Source organism: Franconibacter pulveris (assembly GCF_056780215.1).
Genome location: NZ_CM165555.1, coordinates 610,188 through 635,217, shown reverse-complemented (window position 1 = coordinate 635,217; position 25,030 = coordinate 610,188). Strand labels below are relative to the sequence as shown.

26 protein-coding genes and 3 tRNA genes are annotated in these 25,030 nt (G+C 55.2%); 19 read left to right on the top strand and 10 right to left on the bottom strand.

What is annotated here, in order from left to right:
- The first annotated feature begins 10 nt into the window (after window positions 1–10).
- The 4 genes from rsmC (at window position 11) to ACU4F7_RS03100 (ending at window position 1,486) form a co-directional block, all read left to right on the top strand.
- Window positions 11–1,039 (top strand): 16S rRNA (guanine(1207)-N(2))-methyltransferase RsmC, encoded by a 1,029-nt coding sequence (gene rsmC / locus ACU4F7_RS03115; RefSeq protein WP_481638017.1) that lies wholly within the window; start codon window positions 11–13, stop codon window positions 1,037–1,039.
- A gap of 131 nt (window positions 1,040–1,170) precedes the next feature.
- Window positions 1,171–1,257 (top strand) — tRNA-Leu (locus ACU4F7_RS03110).
- Window positions 1,258–1,284: 27 nt separating this feature from the next.
- Window positions 1,285–1,370: transfer RNA gene (locus ACU4F7_RS03105), tRNA-Leu, on the top strand.
- Window positions 1,371–1,400: 30 nt separating this feature from the next.
- A tRNA-Leu gene (locus ACU4F7_RS03100) sits at window positions 1,401–1,486 on the top strand.
- Window positions 1,487–1,538: 52 nt separating this feature from the next.
- Here ACU4F7_RS03100 and ACU4F7_RS03095 read toward each other — a convergent pair.
- Window positions 1,539–1,811: a DUF1435 domain-containing protein gene (locus tag ACU4F7_RS03095; protein WP_029591294.1), complete on the bottom strand. Its 273-nt coding sequence runs from the start codon at window positions 1,809–1,811 to the stop codon at window positions 1,539–1,541.
- 210 nt (window positions 1,812–2,021) lie between these two features.
- Here ACU4F7_RS03095 and ACU4F7_RS03090 point away from each other — a divergent pair, with 210 nt between their 5' ends.
- Both ACU4F7_RS03090 and fhuF read left to right on the top strand, forming a co-directional pair.
- Window positions 2,022–3,086 (top strand): diguanylate cyclase, encoded by a 1,065-nt coding sequence (locus tag ACU4F7_RS03090; RefSeq protein ID WP_481638016.1) that lies wholly within the window; start codon window positions 2,022–2,024, stop codon window positions 3,084–3,086.
- Window positions 3,087–3,215: 129 nt separating this feature from the next.
- Window positions 3,216–4,004: a siderophore-iron reductase FhuF gene (gene fhuF / locus ACU4F7_RS03085; RefSeq protein WP_481638015.1), complete on the top strand. Its 789-nt coding sequence runs from the start codon at window positions 3,216–3,218 to the stop codon at window positions 4,002–4,004.
- Between the two features lie 29 nt (window positions 4,005–4,033).
- Here fhuF and ACU4F7_RS03080 read toward each other — a convergent pair whose 3' ends face one another.
- Both ACU4F7_RS03080 and ACU4F7_RS03075 read right to left on the bottom strand, forming a co-directional pair.
- The gene (locus ACU4F7_RS03080) at window positions 4,034–5,386 is read right to left on the bottom strand and encodes a PTS sugar transporter subunit IIC (protein ID WP_024559506.1); all 1,353 of its coding nucleotides are present in this window, start codon (window positions 5,384–5,386) and stop codon (window positions 4,034–4,036) included.
- A gap of 13 nt (window positions 5,387–5,399) precedes the next feature.
- The gene (locus ACU4F7_RS03075) at window positions 5,400–5,705 is read right to left on the bottom strand and encodes a PTS sugar transporter subunit IIB (RefSeq protein WP_024559505.1); all 306 of its coding nucleotides are present in this window, start codon (window positions 5,703–5,705) and stop codon (window positions 5,400–5,402) included.
- Between the two features lie 213 nt (window positions 5,706–5,918).
- Between ACU4F7_RS03075 and ACU4F7_RS03070 the strand changes: the two genes are divergently transcribed.
- Entirely contained in the window at window positions 5,919–6,377 is a 459-nt protein-coding gene (locus ACU4F7_RS03070; RefSeq protein WP_029591297.1) for a YbaK/EbsC family protein, read from the top strand.
- 105 nt (window positions 6,378–6,482) lie between these two features.
- On the opposite strand, the gene bglJ is transcribed toward ACU4F7_RS03070, so the two are convergent.
- From bglJ to pobA, 4 genes are all read right to left on the bottom strand, one after another.
- The gene (bglJ, locus tag ACU4F7_RS03065; protein WP_481638014.1) at window positions 6,483–7,136 is read right to left on the bottom strand and encodes a DNA-binding transcriptional activator BglJ; all 654 of its coding nucleotides are present in this window, start codon (window positions 7,134–7,136) and stop codon (window positions 6,483–6,485) included.
- Complete coding sequence (locus ACU4F7_RS03060; protein ID WP_035887814.1) at window positions 7,112–7,819, bottom strand: helix-turn-helix transcriptional regulator; 708 nt, start codon at window positions 7,817–7,819, stop codon at window positions 7,112–7,114. Before ACU4F7_RS03060 ends, bglJ begins: the two co-directional genes overlap by 25 nt.
- Window positions 7,820–8,175: 356 nt before the next feature.
- Window positions 8,176–9,066 (bottom strand): helix-turn-helix domain-containing protein, encoded by an 891-nt coding sequence (locus ACU4F7_RS03055; RefSeq protein ID WP_029591300.1) that lies wholly within the window; start codon window positions 9,064–9,066, stop codon window positions 8,176–8,178.
- 50 nt (window positions 9,067–9,116) lie between these two features.
- Window positions 9,117–10,301 (bottom strand): 4-hydroxybenzoate 3-monooxygenase, encoded by a 1,185-nt coding sequence (gene pobA, locus ACU4F7_RS03050; protein WP_029591301.1) that lies wholly within the window; start codon window positions 10,299–10,301, stop codon window positions 9,117–9,119.
- Window positions 10,302–10,596: 295 nt separating this feature from the next.
- On the opposite strand from pobA, the gene ACU4F7_RS03045 reads away from it, so the two are divergent.
- From ACU4F7_RS03045 to ACU4F7_RS02990, 12 genes are all read left to right on the top strand, one after another.
- Window positions 10,597–11,373 carry a threonine/serine exporter family protein gene (locus ACU4F7_RS03045; protein WP_481638013.1) on the top strand — a complete coding sequence of 259 codons (777 nt, stop codon included), beginning with the start codon at window positions 10,597–10,599 and terminating at the stop codon, window positions 11,371–11,373.
- The gene (locus ACU4F7_RS03040) at window positions 11,364–11,837 is read left to right on the top strand and encodes a threonine/serine exporter (protein ID WP_048887754.1); all 474 of its coding nucleotides are present in this window, start codon (window positions 11,364–11,366) and stop codon (window positions 11,835–11,837) included. The genes ACU4F7_RS03045 and ACU4F7_RS03040 overlap by 10 nt, the downstream gene beginning before the upstream one ends.
- Window positions 11,838–11,949: 112 nt before the next feature.
- On the top strand, window positions 11,950–12,591 hold the full coding sequence (locus ACU4F7_RS03035) for a TetR/AcrR family transcriptional regulator (protein ID WP_024559380.1): 642 nt from the start codon (window positions 11,950–11,952) through the stop codon (window positions 12,589–12,591).
- Window positions 12,592–12,635: 44 nt separating this feature from the next.
- Window positions 12,636–13,091: a MarR family winged helix-turn-helix transcriptional regulator gene (locus tag ACU4F7_RS03030; RefSeq protein ID WP_481638012.1), complete on the top strand. Its 456-nt coding sequence runs from the start codon at window positions 12,636–12,638 to the stop codon at window positions 13,089–13,091.
- 98 nt (window positions 13,092–13,189) lie between these two features.
- The gene (locus ACU4F7_RS03025) at window positions 13,190–13,618 is read left to right on the top strand and encodes an organic hydroperoxide resistance protein (RefSeq protein WP_481638011.1); all 429 of its coding nucleotides are present in this window, start codon (window positions 13,190–13,192) and stop codon (window positions 13,616–13,618) included.
- A gap of 209 nt (window positions 13,619–13,827) precedes the next feature.
- Window positions 13,828–14,373 (top strand): primosomal protein DnaT, encoded by a 546-nt coding sequence (gene dnaT, locus ACU4F7_RS03020; protein WP_029591305.1) that lies wholly within the window; start codon window positions 13,828–13,830, stop codon window positions 14,371–14,373.
- 2 nt (window positions 14,374–14,375) lie between these two features.
- Window positions 14,376–15,113: a replicative helicase loader DnaC gene (dnaC, locus tag ACU4F7_RS03015; RefSeq protein WP_481638010.1), complete on the top strand. Its 738-nt coding sequence runs from the start codon at window positions 14,376–14,378 to the stop codon at window positions 15,111–15,113.
- A 288-nt stretch (window positions 15,114–15,401) separates the two neighbouring features.
- Window positions 15,402–15,911, top strand: a complete 510-nt coding sequence (locus ACU4F7_RS03010; protein WP_029591306.1) for a YjjA family protein — start codon at window positions 15,402–15,404, stop codon at window positions 15,909–15,911.
- Window positions 15,912–16,233: 322 nt separating this feature from the next.
- Entirely contained in the window at window positions 16,234–18,522 is a 2,289-nt protein-coding gene (gene opgB, locus ACU4F7_RS03005; protein WP_481638009.1) for a phosphatidylglycerol--membrane-oligosaccharide glycerophosphotransferase, read from the top strand.
- A 103-nt stretch (window positions 18,523–18,625) separates the two neighbouring features.
- Window positions 18,626–19,942, top strand: a complete 1,317-nt coding sequence (gene dsdA, locus ACU4F7_RS03000) for a D-serine ammonia-lyase (protein ID WP_481638008.1) — start codon at window positions 18,626–18,628, stop codon at window positions 19,940–19,942.
- A gap of 114 nt (window positions 19,943–20,056) precedes the next feature.
- A complete protein-coding gene (locus ACU4F7_RS02995; protein ID WP_481638007.1) occupies window positions 20,057–20,875 on the top strand; it encodes a DeoR/GlpR family DNA-binding transcription regulator in 819 nt (272 codons plus the stop codon).
- Window positions 20,841–21,227: a VOC family protein gene (locus tag ACU4F7_RS02990; protein ID WP_024559389.1), complete on the top strand. Its 387-nt coding sequence runs from the start codon at window positions 20,841–20,843 to the stop codon at window positions 21,225–21,227. The genes ACU4F7_RS02995 and ACU4F7_RS02990 overlap by 35 nt, the downstream gene beginning before the upstream one ends.
- Before the next feature lie 56 nt (window positions 21,228–21,283).
- Here the strand turns inward: ACU4F7_RS02990 and ACU4F7_RS02985 are convergent, their stop codons facing one another.
- The 3 genes from ACU4F7_RS02985 to tsr form a co-directional block, all read right to left on the bottom strand.
- Entirely contained in the window at window positions 21,284–22,450 is a 1,167-nt protein-coding gene (locus ACU4F7_RS02985) for a YsnF/AvaK domain-containing protein (protein WP_481638006.1), read from the bottom strand.
- Between the two features lie 41 nt (window positions 22,451–22,491).
- Window positions 22,492–22,902 (bottom strand): YsnF/AvaK domain-containing protein, encoded by a 411-nt coding sequence (locus tag ACU4F7_RS02980; RefSeq protein WP_029591312.1) that lies wholly within the window; start codon window positions 22,900–22,902, stop codon window positions 22,492–22,494.
- 399 nt (window positions 22,903–23,301) lie between these two features.
- Window positions 23,302–24,969, bottom strand: coding sequence for a methyl-accepting chemotaxis protein (tsr, locus tag ACU4F7_RS02975; RefSeq protein WP_029591313.1), 1,668 nt, complete (start codon window positions 24,967–24,969; stop codon window positions 23,302–23,304).
- Between the last annotated feature and the right edge of the window lie 61 nt (window positions 24,970–25,030).

Sequence of the window (25,030 nt, the reverse complement as noted above, 5' to 3'; positions counted from 1 at the left end):
GGAGTTTTTCATGTCCGCTTTTTCCCCGGCAAGCGAAGTCCTGCTGCGCCACAGTGATGATTTTCTGGAAAGCCGCGTGCTGTTCGCCGGCGATATGCAGGATGACCTGCCCGCGCGCCTTGAGACAGCGGCAAGCCGCGCGCATACGCAACAGTTCCACCACTGGCAGGTGCTCAGCAAGCCAATGGGAGAGCGGGCGCAGTATGGCCTGACGGCTGACGCCGAACTGGTTGGCGACAGCGACACGCTTATCTACTACTGGCCGAAGAACAAACCCGAAGCGCAGTTCCAGTTGATGAACCTGCTTTCCCTGCTGCCGGTAGGAAGCGATGTGTTTGTGGTCGGCGAAAACCGCAGCGGCGTTCGTAGCGCCGAACAGATGCTGGAAGAGTACTGCCCGCTGACTAAAATCGACAGCGCCCGCCGCTGCGGTCTTTATCACGGTCGCCTTGAAGCCAAACCGACGTTTGATAAAGACGCCTGGTGGAACGAGTACCACCTGGACGAACTGACCATCAAAACGCTGCCGGGCGTTTTCAGCCGTGACGGGCTTGATGTCGGCAGCGATCTGCTGCTCGCTACCCTTTCGCCGCACACCAAAGGCAAAGTGCTGGATGTGGGCTGCGGCGCCGGCGTACTGGCGGCAGTGCTGGCCAGCCACTCGCCGAAGGTGCGTCTGACGCTGTGCGACGTGAGCGCGCCTGCGGTTGAAGCAAGCCGCGCAACGCTTGCCGCGAATGGTTTTGAAGGCGAGGCCTTCGCCAGCAACGTCTATTCTGAAGTGAAAGGCCGCTTCGACATGATTATCTCCAACCCGCCGTTCCACGACGGGCTGCAGACCAGCTTTGAAGCCGCTCAGACGTTGATTCGCGGCGCGGTCAAGCACCTTAACAACGGCGGCGAGCTGCGCATAGTCGCGAACGCTTTCCTTCCTTACCCTAACTTGCTGGACGAAATGTTTGGCAACCATGAAGTACTGGCGCAGACCGGGCGCTTTAAGGTTTACCGCGCGGTCATGGGGCGTAACGCGAAGCGTTAATCGCCCTGCGTCACAAAAGTGCCGCTTTTTGCACCACTCAGAAAAGCGGCATGCAATTAACTGTTGACGAAGCCCAGAAAACATCTAGAATGCGCCTCCGTGGTTGCAATACTTCCCGGTATTGCTGGTATGCGAAGGTGGCGGAATTGGTAGACGCGCTAGCTTCAGGTGTTAGTGTCCTTACGGACGTGGGGGTTCAAGTCCCCCCCCTCGCACCAAAGACCACATGATATTGCTCTCACCGGGCGAAGGTGGCGGAATTGGTAGACGCGCTAGCTTCAGGTGTTAGTGTCCTTCGGACGTGGGGGTTCAAGTCCCCCCCCTCGCACCAACGAGGCGATATCAAGATTCAGAATACAGTGCGAAGGTGGCGGAATTGGTAGACGCGCTAGCTTCAGGTGTTAGTGTCCTTCGGACGTGGGGGTTCAAGTCCCCCCCCTCGCACCACTTTCTGAATATCTCTTCTCTTTTTCTTTCCATGAGTTGCCTTCCTTAAGCTTTACCCTTTCAGGTTCATAACCATCAACATGAGTCCGCTTGCGAATGCAATGCACGATGGCAGCAGCAGGAAATGGCGTAACCGTTTGTGAAAAAGCATTAATGATGTGGAAAGCAGCGCCAACACCACAATCAAGCGCCACTGTGCAAAGCTAAGATCGCTCAACGCCAGCAGCGTCACCAGGATCCCGGGCACGATAATTCCCCATCCGCTTTCCAGCCGCTTTTGCAACATGTCTCTGTCTCTCGCATCGATAATGATAAACAATATCATATGATATTAATTCTCATCTGTCAGCGTTTACAATGAAGCGGGTTATCCTTTACGCATGGCTAATGACATGCCTGCGCTAAGGTGATAAATTGGTCATCATTACAGCAGCATTAAACTCTTATTTAACTTTTGCGAAACTATTGTTTCGCCCGTTATTTCTTTCACCTGGCTTTTAAATCTGTTACGGCGCTGATAAATAACGACTTATATATGACAGCTCAAACCTGGCGAGCCCTGCTTAAAGAGAAATATCAACTCTCTCTACGCTTGTTTCTGTTTCTGAACGCTTTCTCCGCACTGTTTAGCATTGTGAGCCCGCTTTATGCCGCTCAACAAGTTACGCTGCCTTTAACCGGCGTGCTTGTCGGCAGTACAGGGCTGCTTATCTGGCATGCGCTGAATAGCCAGCGACGCATTAATATCAACCTGGTCTCTTTACTTTTCGGGCTGATGTGGGCCGCGCAAATCGCCCTTAAATTCACGGCGATTCCGAAACCCGATCTCTCGTACCTGCTGGTGGCGTTGCTCACCGTGCTGTTTATCGGCTCGTTATCTTTTATCAATAACCTCAGCGCTTTTATCTGCCACTGTCTGCCGGTTATCGTCACGGTTATCTGGCTTGATCAGGCGCAGCATTTAATGCGCATGGCTTATGCCGTCGCGCTGCCGATGCTCGGCATCGCCATTCAACACCTCATTCAGAAACGCAGCGATACCTTTTCGCAGGGTCTGATGTTAAAGCTGCTGGAAGAAAAAGAGACGCTGACCGATTTAAGCATGATGGACCCGCTTACGGGTCTTTATAACCGACGCGGCTTTCAGAACCGGCTGGAGCATGTGCTGGCGCTCGGCACCGGCCAGCATTTCGTCATGCTGATGGATATCGACCATTTCAAAGCTTATAACGATCACTACGGGCATATGATGGGCGACCAGGCGCTGACGCGGGTTTCCGCTGCGATTCGCGATTCGGTGCGCTCGCGCGATATCGTTACCCGTTATGGCGGCGAAGAGTTTCTGGTGCTTCTGACGAATTCCGATCCCCAGAGCGCCCGCCAGGCTGCGGAGCGCATTCGTCAGCGGGTTTATGATTTACGTATCCCGCATATGTTTAACGAAAGCGTAGCGACCAATGTGACGCTAAGCATTGGCATTGCGCCGCTGGAAAATCAGGATATCGATTCGGCGCTGCGTAAAGCGGATGCCGCGCTTTATGAAGCGAAAAATCAGGGACGCAACCACATTCTTTTCTCTGAATCTCGCCACGCTGCCTGAGCATTTTGCGTCAGGCTCCACATCTTCAGGCATTACGGATATCCGCTTCGGTGAATCCGCTTGCTATCGGCCCCGCCTATAGTTAGGATTGGCAATCATTATCATTTAGATTTGCTATTAAGCAGGGTCATGGCTTACCACTCCTTTCAGATTGCTGATGATCTTATCTGGCGCGCCCCGCTTTACCAGCCCTCTTCTGAGCTGGCGGAGGCGTTACGCGAAGCGTTTACCACCCACCGCGCGCATTTTCATGAGATAATTCGACTGAATGAGACGCCGCCGGGCGTGGCGATGACGCTGGAACAATGGGCGCATCCCACCCGCCTTGCTTCTCTGATGGCTACCTATTCCGATCATATCTATCGTAACCATCTTACGCAGCCGCGTGAGGCCAAGCCGCTGGTCTCGCTCTGGGCGCAGTGGTATCTGGGTTTACTGGCGCCGCCGCTGATGCTGGCGCTGCTGACGCAGCCGCAGGCCATCGCCGTTACGCCTTCGCATATTCATGTCGAATTCCATGAAACCGGCCGCGCCGCCTGCTTCTGGCTGAACGTGCAGGAGGATAACCTCGCCAGCGCCTTATCCGCACGCGAACGTATCGAGAAGCTGGTGACAGATTGCTTGCAGCCGGTGGTGAAAGCGCTTGAGGCGACCGGCGATATCAACGCGCGGCTTATCTGGAGCAACACAGGCTACCTGATCAACTGGTGCCTTGGCGAGTGGAAGAGCTTTCTTGGCGAAGAGACAGTAAACGCCCTTCGCGAAGCCTGCTTCTTTGAAAAACAGCTACGCAACGGGCAGGACAACCCGCTTTACCGCACCGTTGTGCTGCGTGAAGGTTTGCTGGTTCGCCGCACTTGCTGTCAGCGTTACCGTCTGCCGGACGTGCAGCAATGCGGCGACTGCACCCTGAAATAGATAACGGCGGGTCTCCCCGCCGTTTTTGATTACGCCACCTGGCGCCCTTCGGCTTCCGCCTCTTTTTGTGCATCCGCTTCCGCCGCTTCCTGCGCCAGCAGCTGTTTTTCGTACACTTTAAAGAACGGGAAGTAGATGACGGCGGAAATGACCGCCAGCACTACCACCAGGATAGCCGCACGAAAATCCCATCCCAGCCCCCAGGCGGCGCCAATAGGCGCAGGCGCCGTCCACGGCACGACCGAAATGACGCGCCCAATCAGGTCAAGCTTCATCGCCGCCCAGGCAATGATAGCGTTAACCATCGGTGCCAGCAGGAACGGGATAAAGAAGACCGGGTTCATCACGATAGGCGTACCGAAGATAACCGGCTCGTTGATGTTAAAAATGCTTGGCACTACGCTCAAACGGCCAATCGAACGCAGATGCACCGAGCGACTGCGCAGGTAGCAAAGCACCAGTCCCATGGTTGCGCCCGAACCGCCCACCACGATAAAGAAAGTCCAGAAGGCTTCCATAAAGATATGCGGCAACGGCGCGCCCTGCGCCAGCGCGCTCTGGTTCATCCCAAGGTTCGTCAGCCAGAACATCTGCAACATGCCTGAGACAATGGCCGCGCCGTGAATGCCGGCAAACCAGAGCAGGTGGCCAATCAGCACCGCCAGCAGGATCGCGGGCAGCGAGTCCGCTGCTGAAACCAGCGGTTTAAAGAGGGACATGATTGCCTGCGGGATCAGCATATCGAACTGCGTCTGGATAAACAGGCTCAGCGGGTAGAGCGTCAGCACGACCACCAGCACCGGTATCAGCAGGTCGAAAGAGTTTTTAATCATCGGCGGCACTTGATCCGGTAAACGTATGCCGATGTTGTGCGCTTTCAAAAAACGCATCATCTCTACACAGTAAATCGCCACCAGAATGGCAGTAAAAATCCCGGTGCCGCCCAGGCTATCGACGGGTAAGGTGCCTTTGGTTTTCGGCGCTGCAACCAGCAGAAAAGCCATCAGCGACAGCATGGCGCACATAAAAGGATCGAGCTGATGGGATTTAACGTAATGCTTGCCCAGGTTATAGGCGATAGCGGCGCAGATATAGATAGACATAATGCCCATCGTCATATCAAACGGCGTCAGGATTTGCCCTTCAAACTGCTTTGCGAGATCAAGCCAGCTGCGCGCGAACCCCCAGGTGGTGTCCGGCGAAAAAGGCGGATAGGCGAAAACCAGTAAAAATGACCCGACAATCATAAACGGCATGGCGGAAATAAAACCGTCACGAATAGCCATTACGTGACGCTGGGAAGAGATGCGTCCTGCAATAGGGCTAACATAATTTTCTACAAAGCGAAAAATCACATTAAAGGCGGCATGGTTGGCAGACATAGCGGCTCTCCTGTCAGGCTAATAACGCGAGTGCGTCAGCGAGAATTTTGTCGCCGCGCATCATTCCATAATCCATTGAGTTAATGACAGATACGGGTATCTGGCTGGTGGCTGCCTGTGCCCTGCATGCCTCAAGATGTGTTTTAACCTGTGGCCCCAGCAGGCAACAGTCATAACGGGAAAATGATTCCGTGAATACGTTAATGCCCGCCGCGTTAAGCTCCACAGCGATATTCTGCTGCTCTGCGGCCTGCCTCATACGATTCACTACCATGCTGGTCGACAGACCAGCGGCACAGCATACAAGGATACGTTTCATAGACGGCTCTTATTATTTAAGGGATACAGAGGGTGGTTACGGAACCAGTATTAATCGCCCGGAGCTGGGCTGCAACCGGTTACAGTAACCGGTTTCTGTGATTGTGAAGAAGATCCAGAAAACACCGACTTGTTACCGGTGAGTTAATCAATAACAATCACCAGCCCATTCTGGTTTATATCAGCAAAGGAAAGTCTTCAGCAGGAGAAACGCATGAGTCTGGAATCTGTACGGCAGTTTTTAGCCGAGAAAGCCCCCGACATCGACATTATTGAACTCAACGAAAGCACGGCGACCGTCGCGCTGGCCGCCGCCGCGCATAACGTTGAGCCAGGACAGATAGCCAAGACCCTGTCGTTAAAGGTAAGGAACGAGATTATCCTTATCGTGGCGAAAGGCGATGCCCGCCTGGATAATAAAAAGCTCAAAGCAGCCTTTGGCGCTAAAGCGCGTATGCTGAGCAGCGATGAAGTGATCACCTGGACTGGCCATCCGGTCGGCGGCGTTTGCCCTTTCGGCCTTGAACACCCGCTTGCGGTCTATTGCGATGTATCGCTTAAGCGTTACCAGGAAGTGTTACCCGCCGCCGGCGCCATTCATAGCGCCGTGCGCATCTCCCCTTCCCGCCTTGCAGAACTGACCGAGGCGCAGTGGATAGATGTCTGCCAGTAAAAAACGATGTTGCCGCGCAGCCTAATCCTGAACCCTTCTGAAGGGGCAGGAATAAAAGTGGTGAGAAAAAAGCTCCGGCCAGATCCCCCTGCCGGAGCCTGAAAATCAAAAAGGGGTAGCGCGATGCAGCAGCATATCTGCCGCATTAAGCAGGCCAGCATCTGTATTAACGCCGAGTTTGAGCATAGCGTTGAACTTATGCGCGCGAATCGTCTTGATGTTACGCTCCAGCTGAGAGGCGATTTGCGAAATAGAATAGCCGTCCGTCAGATAACGTAAAATTGTACGCTCTGTAGGGCTTAAAAGGCGCGGCGCCGCTTTTACCGGGTTAGCCTTATTAGCGCCTTCACTGTTTTTGGGGTTTTCACCTAGCGCTGCGAAAATATTTTCTGCAAAGCTATTAAGCGGCACGGATTTATCCAGTACGCCATGAAATGAGGTTAAGGAAAGTTGGTTTATCAGCCGCGCTTCCGCTTCGTTGTTCGCCATCACCAGCCGCTTTACTTTCGGGTGGCTTTTTACCATTTCGCCAAAAAAGGTAAGACACTCGCGCCGATGCTCACGCGTACCCGGTAAAGAGAAGATAACGGCGGAAAAAGATTCGGCTTCTTGCGCCGCAAGAAATTCTGCCGGCGTTGTAAAAGTGAAAACCTGGTAACGCGGCCTGCGGTTTTGTTGCAGTAATACACTGACCCCCGCTGCGCTCATCACGCAGCTTTCAATAAGGGCAATTTTCACTTCTGATGCGATAAATTCCATTCTGCCTGTTCCTTTTGCAGTGAAAGCAAATTCAATTCTTTGACGCCCTGAAAGCTATTAATCCAGGCGTACATTTCCGCATTACCTTTTAGCGATAAGCGTTTCATGGCGCTGTTCTTCTGAGCGCTGATGGTTTTATTACTTTTCTTAAGCAACTGGGCTATCTGGTTAATACCCCAGCCTTTTCCCAAAAGGCGTAATACTTGTCGTTCTGAAGAGGTTAAAGTACAAGCCGCACTAACTTGACCGGGTATTTTTACCTCATGAGGAGAAAGCAATAACTGGCTGATACGTTCCGCGCGTTCGCTGCCAAGACGTATAGCCTCAATCAAGCCCTCAACCGACTCCGTCGTCGCCAGAAGCGTAGTTTCAGGGCGCATTAAATACTCTACCGCCAGGCTGAATACGTTCTTTGGCACCATAAAAATCCAGTGGATGCCGGGCAACTGGGCGATCAGCCGATAGCAGGCCTCACACTCCGCTCGCGCGTCGTCTGCTACTGGCGGGATTTCCTGAATAATCAGGTTGGCGCGCCGCATTAGCAACGGAGAAAGCCCACAACTGCTCTGATAATGATGTAATTCCATGTCAGGGAAATGGTGGGCGATAATAGCTTTAAGCCCGTTATGCATAACGGGTAACGCGCTGACAATAATGCCCTGCTTGCAACGTCCTGGTATCATATATCCTCCGGCTAAACCCTTCCGGCAAAAGCATGACGACTAACTAATAACAACGCTTATAATAATGAGGTAATTAAATATAAAAAGAAAAAGCCATCGACGTCATTGTTAATAAAACGCGCCAGGACTTTTATTCAAAACAGACAATTAAAATTCATCCGGGATGAGCGTCAGTAGTTTATGAAGCCTCCAGGCGAGTGTCAATGCGTTAAAAATAACAAAACCGTGCTTCTCTACACACTGATATACTCTTATTTAAAATAATTAAAATTATGTAGATTAATACACATTAAAAAAGCAAAGCTTTAATAAGTAATATCGCAATTAGATTATCTAAAACAGAGTTTTTAGTTTATTTATTTCTTTAGCAAAGCGTTTACCGCGCCCGCATCGCGAAACGCCTTCGGCGTAACGCCAACCGTACGGCGAAAAAAACGGGAGAAATAGGTGGCGTCGCTAAACCCCAGATAATCTGAAACCTGGCTTATGGTCATGCTGGTATAAAGCAATGTGCGACGAGCTTCCAGCGTGAGGCGCTGGTGAAGAAGATTCAACGCGCTGGCGCCATGAAACTCGTGACATAACGTATTGAGATGCGTGACGGAAAGCCCAAGCTTTTGCGCATATGCCGTTACAGGCAACTGCTCACGGTAGTGGCGTTCCAGCAGCTTTGAGAACTGGCGCATCGCCGCCTTGTTGCGTTTTGGCCGCTCCGGCAGCGCTTCGCTCTGGGCGCACTGCCGATTTAGCCAGACCAGCAGCGCGCTGATAAGCGAATGCAGCATCATCTCTCGTGCCAGGTTGTCGCCTTCATATTCGCTCTGCAGCGTGTTGAATAGAGCGTTAATACGATGGCGCGACGCTTTTACCGGCAGGCAACGCGGCCGGGTAAGCACTTCCAGAGGTTGCCCAAAACGTTGCTCAAAAAGCGCGACCAGCGGCGAAGAAAAGGAGAGCGAGTAACCCTGCGCGCCTGGCGAAAACTTAAAGCTATGCACGCAGAGCGCAGGCACGACCTGAATACAAGCCTCAGAGACGCGCCGCTTTCCTCCCTCAATTTCGATTTCCGCACTGCCTGTATGCAGGTAAAGCAGTTGAACGATATCCGCATGCTGATGGATGCGGATATGCCATTCATAAAGGCTGCTGCGGCTGTGAATAGATTCGCAGTGCAGCAGGTCCGGCGTTGGCCAGTTAAGGCTTTCGCCATAAAGCGTAAATACGGGAACCGGCGTTACAGGCTTCATGTTCTGACTTCTTCGCTCATTTTTAAAGAGTGTAGAAAAGATCCTGCCGGTTACCGCACCGCTTCAAACGGCAGCCCCACGTAGTTTTCAGCGATGGTGGTAAGCCCGGCCTGCGATCCCAGGAAATAGTCGCGCTCAGCCTGTTGCATCCGGCGGTCAAAACCGCTTTGCTCCTGAAAATCATGCAGCAAACGCGTCATAAACCAGCTGAACCGCTCTCCCTTCCATACCCGACGCAGCGCCAGTTGCGAGTAACACGCCAGCAAGTCCCGCCTTCCCTGATGGTAAACGCCGCATAAAATGCGGTAGAGATAATTAACGTCTGACGCCGCCAGATTTAGCCCCTTCGCCCCTGTCGGCGGGACGATATGCGCCGCGTCGCCCACCAGAAACAGCGAGCCATACTGCATAGGCTCCACCACAAAACTGCGCAGCGGCGCGATGCTTTTCTCAAGCGAAGGGCCGGTAACCAGCTTACCCGCAAGCTCTTGCGGCAGGCGGCGCTTCAGTTCATCCCAGAAGCGTTCGTCGGACCAGGCTTCGGCTTTATCGGTAAGCGGCACCTGCAAATAGTAGCGGCTGCGCGTTAGCGAGCGCTGGCTGCAAAGCACAAAACCCCGGTCATGGTGGGCGTAGATAAGTTCATGGTGAATGGGCGGCGTATCGGCAAGCAACCCCAGCCAGCCGAACGGGTAAACGCATTCATACTCCCGCAGTACGCCTGTGGGGATCGCTTTGCGCGAAACGCCATGAAATCCGTCGCAGCCGGCGATGTAATCGCAATCAATGCGGCACGGTTCGCCGTCCTTACTAAAAGTGACATACGGCTTATCACTTTTAAGGTTATGCAGCGCAACGTCACTGACATTGTAAAACGTTGGCGCCCCGGCTTCGCTTCGCGCCTGCATCAAATCACGCGTGACTTCGGTCTGGCCGTAGACCATGACCGATTTGCCGCCGCTCAGGGCTTTGAGCGGCACCGGAATACGCCTGCCCTCGACCAGAAATTCAACGCCGTCATGCACCAGACCTTCGGCGTCCATACGCTGATGCGCGCCCGCTTCCCGCAGCAGCTCGACAGTGCCGCTTTCCAGAATGCCGGCGCGAATGCGGCTAAGCACATAGTCCGGGGTCTGGCGTTCAAGAATAATGTTGCTGATGCCAGCGTTATGCAGCAACTGGCCAAGCAGCAGGCCGGACGGACCGGCGCCAACGATCAGAACCTGAGTTTTCATAGGGTCGCTCGCCTCGGAAAGGTGATTGAATTGTTATTTTTATGTTTCACAAATGAGTGAAAATGCATTTTTCACCGTTCCCCATGCGAAAAGAAGGTCAATTTCGGGTTAAAAGCTGCACTTTTCGACACTCACGCAATTTTGCGGACGGGTTCAAATTTTCCACCTCCAGGTAAAAACGTCTGCAACCCGCTGAAAATTTGATCTGCCTGCGCCCGTGCCGTTTCAGCCCTGTGCTACAACCTTTTTTCGCCTTTTCGCGCCACGGGCGCCTTACTTAACGGCAAGGTCAACTATGGAAGTTGAGTGTTCATCGCAACGCGATATCACCCGCCTCTGCATTGAGTGCGGGCTTTTCCTTTTACAGCACGGCGCGGAAAGCGCGCTGATAGATGAACTCTCTACCCGGCTTGGGCGCGCGCTCGGCATGGATAGCGTGGAGAGTGCCATCTCAGCGAACTCCATTGTGCTCACCACCATTAAAGACAACCGCTGCTTAACGACCACCAGAAAAAATATCGATCGCGGCATTAACATGCACGTGGTAACCCAGGTGCAGCGCATCGTCATCCTGGCTGAACATAAGCTGCTGGATTATCGCGATGTGGAAAAGCGCTTCGCGCAGATTAAACCGCTGCGCTACCCGCGCTGGCTGGTAGTGCTGATGGTAGGCCTCTCCTGCGCCTGTTTTTGCAAAATGAACAACGGCGGCTGGGACGGCGCGCTGGTCACTTTTATCGCCAGCACTATCGCCATGTACGTTCGTCAGGTGCTGACCAGCCAGCACCTGCATCCACAAATCAATTTCTGCATTACCGCATTTGTGGCCACCACCGTGTCGGGGTTGATGCTGCGGTTGCCGCTTTTCGCCCAGGTGCCGACTGTAGCGATGGCGGCCAGCATCCTGCTGCTGGTGCCCGGCTTCCCGCTTATCAACGCGGTAGCGGATATGTTTAAAGGACATGTGAATACCGGACTTGCGCGTTGGGCTATGGCGAGCCTGCTGGCGCTGGCGACCTGTATTGGCGCGATAATCGCGCTGGCCTTATGGGGGCTGCCAGGATGGGCATAATAAACATTGCGCTGATTCTGCTGCAGGATATGGTGCTGTCGGCAATCCCCGCGGTGGGCTTTGCGATGGTATTTAACGTGCCTTTGCGCGCATTGCCGTGGTGCGCGCTGCTCGGCGCTATTGGCCACACGTCACGTACGGCGATGATGCTTTGCGGGCTCAACATCGAGTGGAGCACTTTTCTGTCGGCGATTCTTGTCGGCAGCATCGGCATTCAGTGGTCCCGCTGGTATCTGGCGCACCCGAAAGTCTTTACCGTCGCGGCGGTGATCCCGATGTTTCCCGGTATTTCCGCCTACACGGCGATGGTTTCCGCCGTTAAGCTCAGCCACTTCGGCTATGACGAGGTTTATCTTATCGCGCTCGTCACCCATTTTCTGAAGGCATCGTCCATTGTCGGCGCGCTCTCCATCGGCCTTTCGTTGCCGGGTTTATGGCTTTATCGTAAACGTCCGCGCGTGTGAGCCGCCCGACTCTCTTTTTGGTTTAACGCAGAGAATTGCCATCGCGGGCTTGTGCATCGCGCCCGCGCTGCCATAATCGCCCTGCTCATCCCTGCGGGACCAAGGAGTTGTAGTGGAAAATCATGATGTTTATCTGCCCACGCGCTTTGACGAAGCCAGCCTGAAAGAGAAGATTTTCTTCAGCGCCATTGAGCTGTTTGCCGAATACGGCCTTAACGGCGCGCGCATGGAGCAAATTGCCGAAAAGGCGGGCACCACCAAGCGCATGGTGGTCTACCACTTTAAAACGAAAGAGCGGCTCTATGTGCAGGTGCTGGAGTATGTCTATACCCAAATCCGCGCCAGCGAAAAAGCGCTGAACCTGTCGGCGATGCCGCCGGTTGAAGCGATGGTGCAGTTGGTGGAAGCTAGTTTCGACTACCACGCCGCCCATCCGGATTTTGTTCGCATCATTTGCATGGAGAACATGCAGCGCGGCCGTTATATGCGAGAATCGGCCTGGATCCGCGATATCAACCGCAGCGCCCTGACGCTGCTGGAAGAGATCCTGGCCCGCGGCCAGGCACGTCAGCTCTTCAGCAAACAGGTAAACGCCCGCGACGTTCATCGGCTGATAAGCAGCTTCAGCTTTCACCACGTCGCCAATAGCTACACCTTCTCTATGCTGTTTGAAGAAGAGACCGACAGCCGCGCCCAGCTCGACTATTACCGGGAGATGGCCGTCCAGGTCGTTCTGCGCTATATCTGCCCTTAAAAAATAACTTGCAATTAAATTGCGCACTATCTATATTGAAAGCCATGAAAACGACATTACCTGCTGATGAAGAGAAAACGCTCAGGCTGGATAACCAGCTCTGCTTCGCGCTTTACTCCGCGAGCCTTGCGTTGAATAAGCTGTACCGGCAATTGCTGGCGCCGCTTGGCATTACCTACCCGCAGTATCTGGTGTTGATGGTGTTGTGGGAGCAGGATGACATTACCGTCTCGCAGATTGGCGAGCGGCTGTTTCTGGACTCCGCTACGTTGACGCCGTTGCTGAAGCGGATGGAAAGCGCCGGTTTGTTATTGCGCCAGCGCTCACGCGAAGATGAACGCCAGGTTGTCGTCACGCTGACCGAGAACGGACGCGACCTCCAGGCGAAAGCGCTATCGCTGCCGGAATCGGTGCGTTGCGCCGCGAACTGCGACGTTGATACGCTGGTTAGCCTGAAAACCCAGCTTGAAACGTTCCGTGACAGCCTGAATAAAGCTTAACGCCCTCCTGCGGGAGGGTTTTAAAAAAACCATATATATAGCGCGCTATTTTATAGCTCAATATATTTACTTTAAAACGAAACGACGAGGAACCTGCCATGTCATTAGAAAAAGTGATCTACACCGCTAAAGCAAAAGCCACCGGGGGCCGTGATGGCCGCGCTACCTCCTCTGACGGCGTGCTGGACGTGAAGCTTGGCGTGCCAAAAGAGATGGGCGGTATGGGTGGCGACGTCACCAACCCGGAACAGCTTTTTGCCGCAGGCTACTCCGCCTGTTTCCTGGGCGCGATGAAGTTCGTTTCTGCGCGCGACAAAATCACCATGCCGAAAGAGGCGTTCATTGAAGGTGAAGTGGGGATCGGGCCGCTGCCGACCGGCTTTGGCATCGAAGCGAAGCTGAATATTCACCTGCCGGGAATGGACGCAGCGGAAGCGAAAAAACTGGTCGATGCGGCGCATATTGTTTGCCCTTACTCCAACGCGACCCGCGGCAACATCGACGTTACGCTGAACATCATTAGCTAACTCGCTGCATTAATTTAAAATACTGCCCTGCCGGGGAATTCAGGCGCGTAAAACGACTTGCGCGCCTGCGTTTTTTTTCAACATATCTGCCCTTTCCTGCGCCTGCGGCCTCAAACACGCAGCCCGACTGTGCTACTATGAAGCCATAAACGCTATGACGCGTTCCCCCTCAAGCGAATCTTAGCTAACCCGTTGATTGAGATAGTTTTATGTCTTCCAGAGTATTAACCGCAGACATCGTCGATATTAACGCCTTCCGGCGCGATCCCGACAGCGTGCTGGCGCAGGCCGAACGCGGCGCCGTGGCGGTTTTCGATAATAATGCGCCCGCTTTTTACGCCGTTACGCCGGAACGCATGGCGGAACTGCTGGCGAAAGAAGCGCAACTTGCCGCGCCGCAAACGGATGTCGTCCTGGATGCGCAGTTGTATGAAGAGTTTGTCGACCCTGCGCAGCCTGTCCCTGCGCCGGCGGGTAAATTTCGCATGTACCTGGGCTGGCAGCCTGACGCGGAGTTCCAGCGCATGGCGGCGCTATGGGGCATCCCGCTTGCTCAGCCGGTCACGCCGCAAGAACTCGCCTCTTTCGTTACCTACTGGCAGGCGGAAGGCAAAGTGTTTCACCATATCCAGTGGCAGCAGAAGCTGGCGCGCAGCGTGCAGATGAACCGCGCCGCCTCTGGCAATGGAGCGCGACGCGATGTGAATGCCATCGCGCAACCAGACGACCACATTCCTGACGGATTCCGAGGTTAACGATGAAAAACGTCACTGACCTGATGGCACGTCTTAAGCGGCTTATGCCGCCCGACGTGACGCCCGCGTTTAAAACCGGCGAAGAACTTCTCGCCTGGCAGCAGGAGCAGGGGCGTCTTCGCTCAGAAGCCATCGAGCGTGAAAACCGGGCGATGAAAATGCAGCGTACGTTTAATCGCTCCGGCATTCGCCCGCTGCACCAGAACTGCTCTTTCGACAACTACAGAGTTGAAAACGAGGGGCAGATGAATGCGGTTAACAAGGCGCGTCAGTATGTCGAGGCATTTGATGGCAACATTGCGAGCTTTGTATTTGCAGGCAAGCCAGGAACCGGCAAAAACCACCTTGCCGCCGCTATCTGCAATGAGCTGCTGCTGCGCGGCAAGTCGGTCATGATAATCACGGTGGCCGATATTATGTCCGCGATGAAAGATACCTTTGGCAATCGTGAAACCAGTGAAGAACAGCTGCTTAAGGATCTCAGCAACGTCGATCTGCTTGTCATCGACGAGATAGGTATGCAGAGCGAATCGCGCTATGAAAAAGTGATAATCAACCAGCTTGTGGATCGCCGTTCCTCCTCTAAACGTCCCACCGGCATGCTCACTAACCAGAACATGGAAGAGATGACCAGGCTTCTGGGCGAGCGCGTGATGGACCGTATGCGCCTTGGCAATAGCCTGTGGGTGAATTTCAACTGGGACAGCTACCGCAGCCGCGTCACCGGCAAAGAGTATTAATTTTTAGGCTCCCGCCCACGGATAGCTCTCCCCCACCCGACGTTACTTAATACGCACCGCCCGCTGTCGGCAGCGGGCGAAGGCGTTAATACCAACATCGCCCTGCGTGAAGCCGATGGCCAGCGCCCTTTTGGTAAAACGCGCCCTGCCGCCTAAGAAAAAACTGGAAAGTGCCGTTGTGCAGGCCGTTTTGCGAATTAGCGCGCAGTGAGAGCTTATTTACGCCGCCAGCGTCGTTATACTCGGGCCAGTTTTCCGGCGTTATTGCCATAAAAGAGAGTAAGCGTGATGAAAGCAGTGAAAAGTATTTGCCTTGCGGCGATCGCCGCTGGCTTGATGAGCGGCAATGCCCTGGCCGCCAGCTGGCAGGAATCCCTTTCCAGCGCCGCCAGTCAACTCAGCCAGCAGAGCAGCAGCGGCGCAACCGCCTCCACTACCCAGCAGGGCGGCCTTTCGCTCTCCTCGCTCACCGGCCTGCTTAACGGCGGCGCCTCAACGCTGAGCGCGGAAACCATGCCTAACGCGGCAGGCATTCTGCAATATTGCATTAAGCAGAAGCTGGTTTCCGCCACCAGTACGGAGAATATTAAAAATCAGGTGATGGAAAAGCTCGGCATCACGACGCCGCAGGAGCAGCAGCAGGAGCCAGATTTCCTGCAGGGCGCTCAGGGCCTGCTTGATACAGGCGATGGCCAGCCTTTGAATCTGAACAACATCGGCACTACGCCGCTTGCCCAGAAGGTGAAAACCAAAGCCTGCGACATTGTGCTGAAACAGGGCGTGAATTTCCTCTCCTGACGCCTCTCCCGGCGCGCGTCGCCGCGCCGGGTTCGCTTTTGCTCCCCTCGCCTGTCTGGCTTACAAAGCGCCCTGAAGCCCCTGCTTATTTCGTATTGACCGCATTGTGCAAACCGCCAGGCAGGAAAAAGGCTAACAGACGGCAAACCGCCGCCGCACAGCGATGCGATACGCGTCAAAAAATAACGTATCTAAACCAATTCCGAACAACAGCACAAAACCATGACACTAGAATTGCAGGAGCGTGACAGCAAAGTTAGATTGTAGCGCTAAAAAAGTGGGATTAAGCCTGTCGGCGTGAGCCGTCTGTGAGGGTGCAGTAGTGTCAGAATTGCTTTCCGTGGTCTTTTTTCTCGCCTCCGTGGCGATTTATGCGCTAAAAGCGGGCCGCAATACCTGGTGGTTTGTCGCCACGCTGGTGGTGTTAGGGCTGTTTGTCATCCTGAACATTACGCTTTATGCCAGTAACTATTTTACCGGCGACGGCATTAACGACGCGGTGCTTTACACCCTTACCAACAGCCTTACCGGCGCAGGCGTGACCAAATACATTCTGCCCGCCGTCGGGCTTATCGCCGTCCTGGTGGCCGTATTCGGCCTGCTCGCCTGGATATTGCGCCGCCGTCGCCATCCGCATCACCTTGGCTATAGCCTGCTGGCGCTGGCGCTGGCGCTCGCCTCGGTGGACGCCAGCCCGGCGTTTCGCCAGATAACCGAACTGGTGAAATCGCAAACCCGCGAAGGCGACCCTGATTTCGTCACGTATTATAAAGAGCCGAATAAAACGATTCCGGACCCGCAGCTGAACCTGGTATATATCTACGGCGAAAGCCTGGAGCGCACCTATTTTGACGATCAGGCGTTCCCGCAGCTTGCGCCGGAACTGGGCGCGCTGAAAAACGAAGGGCTGGATTTCAGCAAAACGATGCAGCTTCCAGGCACCGATTACACCATCGCCGGTATGGTCGCCTCCCAGTGCGGCATTCCGCTTTTTGCGCCGTTCGAGGGCAACGCCTCGGCCTCGATGTCGAGCTTCTTCCCGCAAAATATCTGTCTTGGCGATATCCTGAAAAACTCCGGATACGAAAACTACTTTATGCAGGGCGCGAATCTGCGCTTCGCCGGCAAAGATGTCTTCCTGAAATCCCATGGTTTTGACCACCTGTACGGCGCGGAAGAGCTGAAAGGCGTCGTGGCGGACCCGGCCTATCGTAATGACTGGGGCTTCTACGACGACACGGTGCTCGAGCAGGTCTGGAAAAAGTATGAAGAACTGTCGAAAGCGGGCAAACGCTTTTCCCTTTTCGCGCTGACGGTGGACACCCACCACCCCGACGGCTTCGTCTCGCGCACCTGCCAGCGTAAAAGCTACGCCTTCGAAGGCAAACCGAATCAGTCATTCAGCGCCGTAACCTGCAGCCAGGAGCATATCGCGGCGCTTATCAACAAAATCAAAGCCTCGCCGTACTTCAAAAATACGGTCATCGTGGTCTCTTCCGACCATCTGGCGATGAACAACACGGCTTATAAATACCTGAGCAAGCAGGACAGGGAAAATCTGTTTTTTATCGTGCGCGGCGATAAACCGCAGCAGGACGTGGTGGCGGTGAAGCGCAGCACCATGGACAACGGCGCAACGGTGCTGGATATCCTGGGCGGCGACAACTTTATCGGACTGGGGCGCAGCAGCATCTCCGGCCAGTCGCTCTCGACCGTATTCCTGAACATGAAAGAGAAAGTGCTCGCCTGGAAGCCGGACATCATCCGTCTGTGGAACTTCCCGACCAAAATCGATGATTTCACGGTCGATCAGCAGAAAAAAACCATCGATTTCTCCGGCAGCCGCTTTCACTTGCCGCTGCTGCTGCGCGTTGCCGATAAGAAAATTGAGCCGCTGCCGGAGAGCGAATACTCCGCGCCGCTGCGCTACCAGCTGGCGGACTTCGCCCCGCGCGATAATTTCCTGTGGGTGGATAACTGCTACAAGATGGCGCGCCTCTGGGCCCCGGCGCTGGCGCTCTCTACCGACCTCTGCGTCTCGCAGGGCCAACTGGGCGGCGAGCAGAAAGTGCAGCGGGTGGATAAAGCCATCTGGCAGGGCAAAGCGGCGTTTCGCGATACCGTCATCAACACCGACCGCTACCAGCGCAACGTCGACCTGCTGAAAATCGTCGATAACGATATTCGCTACAAAGCCGACAGCTTCGTCTTTAACGTGGCGGGCGCGCCGGAAGAGGTGAAGCAGTTCACCGGCATTTCACGTCCGGAATCCTGGGGACGCTGGTCAAACGCGCAGCTCGGCAATGAAGTGAAGATTGAGTATAACGCGCCGCTGCCGGAGAAATTCGACCTGGTTATCACCGCGAAAGCCTTCGGCCCGAACGCCAATAAACCGATTCCGGTGCGGGTGGGAGACAAAGAGCAGACGTTGACGCTTGGCAACGATGTCTCAACCACCACGCTGCATTTTGAAAACCCGTCGCGCAGCAACACGCTGGTCATCGTGCCGCCGGACCCGCAAACCACTAACGAGGGTAATATCCTCGGCCACTCGCCGCGCCAGTTGGGTATCGGCATGGTGGATATCAAAGTGGTGAATGTCGAAGGGTGACAGACCGCGCCGCTGGCCCTTTTACGCCAGCGGCCTGACGCCGTTTCTGCCTCGCCGCACATGCTGCTATGCTGCTCTTTTCCTTTTCGTACGCGAGAACGCCATGACCACGCCTTCCCCTGCCGAACTGGCCGCCGCTTTTCCCTTACTGAACGATCTTATCGCCCTGAGCGAAACCGCCTGGTTTAACCCCGCCGCCACTACCCTTGCTGAAGGGCTGCCTTACGTCGGACTGACGCAAGCCGACGTGCGCGACGCCGAAGCGCGGCTGGCCCGTTTTGCGCCTTATATCGCCGAGGTGTTCCCACAAACGCGCGCCATGCAGGGGATCATTGAATCGGAGGTGGCGCCGGTGCCCGCCATGCAAAACGCGCTGGCGCAGCGTTACGGTCAGCCGCTGCCCGGCGCGCTGTGGCTGAAAAAAGACAGCCATCTGCCTGTCTCCGGCTCCATTAAAGCGCGCGGCGGCATCTATGAGGTGCTGGCTCACGCCGAGAAGCTGGCGCTGGAGGCGAAGCTGCTTAGCCTTCAGGATGATTACCGTAAACTCGCCGCCCCCGCCTTTCGTCAGTTCTTTAACCAGTATCGCATCGCGGTAGGTTCTACCGGCAATCTGGGGCTGTCGATTGGCATCATGAGCGCGAAGCTCGGTTTTAACGTGAGCGTGCACATGTCCGCCGACGCCCGCCAGTGGAAAAAAACGCTGCTGCGCGAGCATGGCGTAGAGGTAGTGGAATACGAGCAGGATTACAGCGTGGCGGTGGAGCAGGGGCGCAAGGCGGCAGAGCGCGATCCGCGCTGCTTTTTCATTGATGATGAAAATTCCCGCACGTTGTTCCTTGGCTACGCGGTAGCAGGGGAAAGGCTTAAGCGACAGTTTATGCATCAAGGCGTGACCGTGGACGCCGATAACCCGCTATTCGTCTACCTGCCCTGCGGCGTGGGCGGTGGCCCAGGCGGCGTCGCCTTTGGCCTGAAGCTCGCTTTCGGCGATAACGTTCACTGTCTGTTTGCCGAACCCACGCACTCTCCATGCATGCTGCTTGGCGTGCACACCGGCCTGCACGACGCGATTTCCGTTCAGGAACTGGGCATTGATAACGTCACGGCGGCCGATGGTCTTGCCGTTGGCCGCGCTTCCGGCTTCGTGGGGCGGGCGATGGAACGGCTGATAGACGGTTACTTCACGGTAGCCGACGAAACGCTGTTCGCCCTGCTGCGCCAGCTTCATGAAGCAGAACATATTACGCTTGAGCCTTCCGCGCTGGCGGGCATGCCAGGCCCATGGCGGCTGACGGCGGATTACCTCTCCCGTTTCACCACGGCGCAGCTTAACAACGCCACCCATTTGGTCTGGGCCACCGGCGGCGGCATGGTGCCACAGGCTGAGCGGGAAAAATACCTGCAAGGCCAGCGTTAAGATCATCACGCGATCCTGGCGGTGTAGCCGGGATCGCGTTTTTTATCGCCAGTAATGTACATTTATATTCATTGATGTACATTCATGAACATTACATACCAATGAAATGGCGATATGAAACTCTTCCCTGATGAACGGCAGACCATCATTCTTAACATCCTGAAAGAGGATGGCAAAGTGATGGCCGCCGACCTGGCGCTGCGCCTTGGCGCCACCGAAGCGACCATCCGCCGCGACCTGCGTGAACTGGCCCGCCAGGGGAGATGCAAACGCACCTACGGCGGCGCGCTGCTTCCCTCCCCCGCCAGCGGTACGCCGCAAATGCGCCTTGCCGTAAGCGCAGATGAAAAGCAGGCGCTGGCGCAGGCGGCGCTGCACATTCTCTGCCCAGGCCAGCTGCTCTATCTCGATGCGGGCAGCACGCACCTGCTGCTGGCGGATTTGCTGCCGCGCGACAGCGACCTGACTGTCGTCACCAACAGCGTCGATATCGCCGCCCGGCTGCTGGCGAAACCGGGTATCCGCACCATCATGCTGGGCGGAGAGCTAAACGAGCAGGTCGGCGGCGCGGTGGATATCCGGGCGCTTGAGCAACTCAGACCCTTTCGCTTTGATATCGCTTTTATCGGCGTCTGCGCCTTTGAAACGCAGAGCGGCTTCGGCGCGCTGCATTATCAGGACGCGCAGTTTAAGCAGCAGCTTCTGGCCCATACAGGAAGCGTGGCGGTGTTATGCAGCAGCGACAAACCCGGCCGCTTTGCCCCGTACCATTTCATGGGCGCAGCCGATGTCGATTACCTCATTACTTCACGCAACGCGCACCCGGAGATGGAGCTGGACGTTCGCCAGCACGGCGGCGCGGTGCTTCATGCCCTCTTACCTTCGGGAGAAAATGTGAATGAAAATCGCCCATGTCGCCCTGTGGACAACTGATCTCGACGCGCAGGCCCGCTTCTGGGCCGACTGGTTCCATGCTGAAGCAGGCGAGCTTTACGTCAGTAAAAATCGCCCGGGCTTTACCTCGCGTTTTGTAACGCTGTCGGAAGGCGCCACGCTTGAGTTGATGTCGCTGCCCGCGCTCCCCGACGGGCCTGCCGATAAAGAACATGGCGGCTGGGCGCATATCGCGCTGGACGTCGGCGATAAACAGGCGGTGGATCGGCTGGCGCACCGGGCGAAAGAGGCGGGCATTCTGCTGAGCGGGCCGCGCATGACCGGCGACGGTTTTTACGAAGCGGTATTGAAAGACCCGGACGGCAACCTTGTAGAGATAACCGCAGGCTAAGAGCAATAAAAAACCCGCGCTGCGGGGCAGCGCGGGCCGGTTTTGCTGAGACGAGATTATTTACGCAGCAGCGGATCGTCATCTTCTTTCAGGCGGTCGCTATCGGTATCCGAAAGGCGGTCGGCGCCAGATTTATCCACTTCCACTTCCTGGCGGCGCACGGTATCTGTCACCGTTTCCACGCGCTCGTTGCCTTCGGTGCGCAGCCCCACTTCTTCACGCACGCGGGCGGTTTTGTTCACCGTCGGCACTTCATGAGACTCTTCCACCTCGATGGTTTTTTCCGACCAGTCAACGTCGTTCAGGTAGGCGGGTTCGTCTACCGCATGGCGGAACACATCGGCATGCTGATCGAAAAGCGAAATATCTTCCGAAACATCTTCTTCCACCGTGTAACGGCGCAGGCGCACTACGCCATCGCTCACGCGACGTTTGCCAATTTCCACCTGCTCTTCTGCAAGTTTCAGCGTCTCATCGCGGTCGGTGTCGCTTATCGCGCCAGCGGCTGTTGGTACGGCGCTGCCCGGCGTTCCTGTATAACCACGGTTGCTGATGTCATCATCATCCACCAGCCCTGCACCGGTACGGCCCGTCACATCGCGATCGCGCAGGGTATCGTCATCCACGTAATCCGCGCCGCCCTGGCCGGTCAGAGTGCGATTGCGGGTTAAATCATCCGCATCCGGCACCGTATCGTCGCTTGTGCCTGGCACTTTTTCAGACGGATCGTTAATGGTGCCGCCCGCCACGCCTGCGCCAGCCGCGCCAATGCCCGCCAGGCCGCTGTTCAGGCTGCCCGTCGTGCGGCCGGTGCCGGTCACGTCATCGGTTTCGCCCATAAATTCGCGGTCGCGGTCGGCGTTTTCCGGGCTTTTACCCACGCCATAGCCGCCATAAGTGCCGGAGGAAGCATAATCGGATGAATATTCATCCAGCAGCGCCTCAATACGGTCTGCGTCATCTTTATCCACGCGCGCTGTCAGCAGCACGCCGCCAGTACGAATCGCCTGGTTGTACTCTTCTGCGTAATCATCATCCACGTCATCGCCAAACAACCGCTGCCAGAAGCTTGGGTGGCGTATTTCTTTGTCTTCAACCCGCAGCCGTTCACCTGAGATGATATCGATGTTGTGTTCCGCGATACCCTCTGCAATCAGTTTCTCTTTTGCCACTTCCGCCTGCTGAAGCTGTTTAAAAGCAGTAACGATTTTCTCATGTGCCATAACAGATTCTCCTCGTGCTTCGGTTTTGGGTTACGTTCCGTTTATTCCTCATCCGTGGAAATATCAAACTCCTGGCGTCGTAAAATCACTTTTTCCTGATAAGGCTCGGTCGTTTTCACTTTGCGAATATGAACTTCCTCTTTCAGGACATAACGCCTGATAATTTCGACCTGCTCTTCTATTACCGGGATAATTAATGTATCCCCCTGCTCACGAACCTGTGGAATGTTATTTTCATCAACGGGTTCATTTTTTATGACATGCTCGATGAATACCTGTTCCTGAGATAATTCTGTTTCAAGCAATTTCTCGTCTGAGTGCGTAGTTCGGGTTAAGCGAATACGGCGATCCACAACTTTCGTTTTAGTGATTTCCGCCTGCTCTTCGGCCAGCGTCAGCGTCTGCTCTGCGTCCGGCTTTGTCGTTTCGTTATCATCATGTTTATCTGACATAGCGTTTCCTGGCTCTGGTCGACATTCCCGAAAAATATTCGCGTAATAAATAGTCATTATTCAATCACATAGTCTTAAGCATAGACTACGGCACGGGAGGCAAATAAAAGCGGAGTGAAAGAAATTGTTAATAAATATAAAAACGCTGTTAGCTTACGCAATTAATAAAAAGTCAGAGGAAAAATTTTATTTTTATCGGCACGGAAGGCGAGACTTTACCGCCACGCTTATACATGGAGCCACATAAAAATAAGCGAAGCGCATAAGCCCGCCGTGTGGAAATTATTTCAACGAAACCCGAAAAGCGGCTAAGAATATTCCGGTAACAGTTTTATCGCTCGGCTGAAAAAAGAAAACCCCCGTCACAGGACGGGGGTTGATGGACTTAGCGGAGAGGAATCAGAAGGTTTCCCAATTGTCGCCGCCATCAGCCACTACCGGCTTGCGGGGAGCGACCGGGGCGACAGGCGCTTTGGGCGCAGGCGTCGCCTGAACCGCTTCACGGGCGTCCTGCTTGATGCGGAACACCGTGACAGCCTGCGTCAGGCGGCTCGCCTGCTCTTCCAGCGCCGCCGCAGCCGCAGCGGACTCTTCCACCAGCGAGGCGTTCTGCTGGGTCACGCGGTCCATTTCAGACACCGCCAGGCCGACCTGGTCGATACCGCGGCTCTGCTCATCAGAAGCAGAAGCGATTTCGCCCATGATGTCGGTTACGCGCGTCACCGCGCTGACGATTTCCCCCATGGTTTCGCCCGCGCTTTCCACAAGCGTTGAACCCACGTCGACTTTGCTCACGGAGTCGTCGATAAGGCCTTTAATCTCTTTTGCCGCCTGAGCGCTGCGCTGCGCCAGGTTGCGCACTTCGCCTGCGACCACCGCAAAGCCGCGGCCCTGTTCGCCCGCGCGCGCCGCTTCTACTGCGGCGTTAAGCGCGAGGATGTTGGTCTGGAAGGCGATGCCGTCGATAACGCTTGTGATGTCGGCGATTTTCTGCGAGCTGCCCGCGATATCGCGCATGGTCTGCACCACATTATCCACCACTTTGCCGCCTTTCTGCGCCGTTTCAGAGGCGCTCAGCGCCAGCTGGCTCGCCTGACGGGCGTTTTCGGCGTTCTGCTTCACGGTTGCGGTCAGCTGCTCCATGCTGGCTGCGGTCTCTTCCAGCGAAGCCGCCTGCTGCTCGGTACGGGAGGAGAGATCGTTATTGCCGGCGGAAATTTCGCTGGCGCCGCTGTAGATAGCGTCCGCGCCGGTGCGCACCACGCTTACCGTGCGTACCAGTTCGCCCTGCATATGGCGCAGGCTATCGGCCAGCTGGCCCATTTCGTTGGTGCCTTCCACGTCGATACGACGCACCAGGTCGCCGCTCGCGATATGGCGAATGCTCTCAATCAGGCTGTGAAGCGGCGCCAGCAGCGCTTTCTGAATGCCGAACCAGACCGCGATAATCACCGCAAGCACAACCGCCAGCACGCCAATCAGGATCCAGATAGCCAGGCTGTAAGAGCCGTTATTGCCATCTACGGCCAGCTGATAGAGGCTGTCGTTCTGCTGCATGTAGTCGTTATATTCTTTCTCGAAGCCATCCTGGTATTTCTGGGTCGGCTGATCGAAGAAATCATTGATTTTGCCCGCGCCCAGCAGCTGGATAAGCTCGGCCAGCGCGCCGTGATAGATATCGTAGTTGCGCTTAATTTCCACCGCCGCCTGCTCGCTCTGGCGAGGGTCGCGCGGCAGCGCCTGATAGGCCGCCCACTTCTCTTCCGCCTGCTTAAGCGAGGTGGTGGCAATCTGCATCAGTTCGTTAACGGTCGCGCCGCTGCCCATGTTGTTGGCGTCCATCATGTAGCGGATGCCGGCGCGGTTCAGGGTGTTGCGGGTCTGGAGCAGGGCCACCCAGCTGGCATTCAGCGTAGACTGCTGCTGGCGGATGGTTTGCAGAATTGTGAAGTTCTCTTTGTCATTTTTGATGGCATTAAAGAACAGACCACCGGAAGCCATTTGTAAAATCCCAAATAGCCCCAGCACAAATAATAAGCTGGTAACAACTTTGACTCGGTTTAACATGGTTTCTCATTTCCGGTACGACAGAGTCACTGGTTTCGGCACATACCGGGAAAACTTTATA

Coding starts and splice junctions, on each gene's coding strand:
- rsmC (WP_481638017.1), top strand. CDS start 11: ATGTCCGCTTTTTCCCCGGCAAGCGAAGTCCTGCTGCGCCACAGTGAT.
- ACU4F7_RS03095 (WP_029591294.1), bottom strand. CDS start 1,811: ATGATATTGTTTATCATTATCGATGCGAGAGACAGAGACATGTTGCAA.
- ACU4F7_RS03090 (WP_481638016.1), top strand. CDS start 2,022: ATGACAGCTCAAACCTGGCGAGCCCTGCTTAAAGAGAAATATCAACTC.
- fhuF (WP_481638015.1), top strand. CDS start 3,216: ATGGCTTACCACTCCTTTCAGATTGCTGATGATCTTATCTGGCGCGCC.
- ACU4F7_RS03080 (WP_024559506.1), bottom strand. CDS start 5,386: ATGTCTGCCAACCATGCCGCCTTTAATGTGATTTTTCGCTTTGTAGAA.
- ACU4F7_RS03075 (WP_024559505.1), bottom strand. CDS start 5,705: ATGAAACGTATCCTTGTATGCTGTGCCGCTGGTCTGTCGACCAGCATG.
- ACU4F7_RS03070 (WP_029591297.1), top strand. CDS start 5,919: ATGAGTCTGGAATCTGTACGGCAGTTTTTAGCCGAGAAAGCCCCCGAC.
- bglJ (WP_481638014.1), bottom strand. CDS start 7,136: ATGGAATTTATCGCATCAGAAGTGAAAATTGCCCTTATTGAAAGCTGC.
- ACU4F7_RS03060 (WP_035887814.1), bottom strand. CDS start 7,819: ATGATACCAGGACGTTGCAAGCAGGGCATTATTGTCAGCGCGTTACCC.
- ACU4F7_RS03055 (WP_029591300.1), bottom strand. CDS start 9,066: ATGAAGCCTGTAACGCCGGTTCCCGTATTTACGCTTTATGGCGAAAGC.
- pobA (WP_029591301.1), bottom strand. CDS start 10,301: ATGAAAACTCAGGTTCTGATCGTTGGCGCCGGTCCGTCCGGCCTGCTG.
- ACU4F7_RS03045 (WP_481638013.1), top strand. CDS start 10,597: ATGGAAGTTGAGTGTTCATCGCAACGCGATATCACCCGCCTCTGCATT.
- ACU4F7_RS03040 (WP_048887754.1), top strand. CDS start 11,364: ATGGGCATAATAAACATTGCGCTGATTCTGCTGCAGGATATGGTGCTG.
- ACU4F7_RS03030 (WP_481638012.1), top strand. CDS start 12,636: ATGAAAACGACATTACCTGCTGATGAAGAGAAAACGCTCAGGCTGGAT.
- ACU4F7_RS03025 (WP_481638011.1), top strand. CDS start 13,190: ATGTCATTAGAAAAAGTGATCTACACCGCTAAAGCAAAAGCCACCGGG.
- dnaT (WP_029591305.1), top strand. CDS start 13,828: ATGTCTTCCAGAGTATTAACCGCAGACATCGTCGATATTAACGCCTTC.
- dnaC (WP_481638010.1), top strand. CDS start 14,376: ATGAAAAACGTCACTGACCTGATGGCACGTCTTAAGCGGCTTATGCCG.
- ACU4F7_RS03010 (WP_029591306.1), top strand. CDS start 15,402: ATGAAAGCAGTGAAAAGTATTTGCCTTGCGGCGATCGCCGCTGGCTTG.
- dsdA (WP_481638008.1), top strand. CDS start 18,626: ATGACCACGCCTTCCCCTGCCGAACTGGCCGCCGCTTTTCCCTTACTG.
- ACU4F7_RS02995 (WP_481638007.1), top strand. CDS start 20,057: ATGAAACTCTTCCCTGATGAACGGCAGACCATCATTCTTAACATCCTG.
- ACU4F7_RS02990 (WP_024559389.1), top strand. CDS start 20,841: ATGAAAATCGCCCATGTCGCCCTGTGGACAACTGATCTCGACGCGCAG.
- ACU4F7_RS02985 (WP_481638006.1), bottom strand. CDS start 22,450: ATGGCACATGAGAAAATCGTTACTGCTTTTAAACAGCTTCAGCAGGCG.
- ACU4F7_RS02980 (WP_029591312.1), bottom strand. CDS start 22,902: ATGTCAGATAAACATGATGATAACGAAACGACAAAGCCGGACGCAGAG.
- tsr (WP_029591313.1), bottom strand. CDS start 24,969: ATGTTAAACCGAGTCAAAGTTGTTACCAGCTTATTATTTGTGCTGGGG.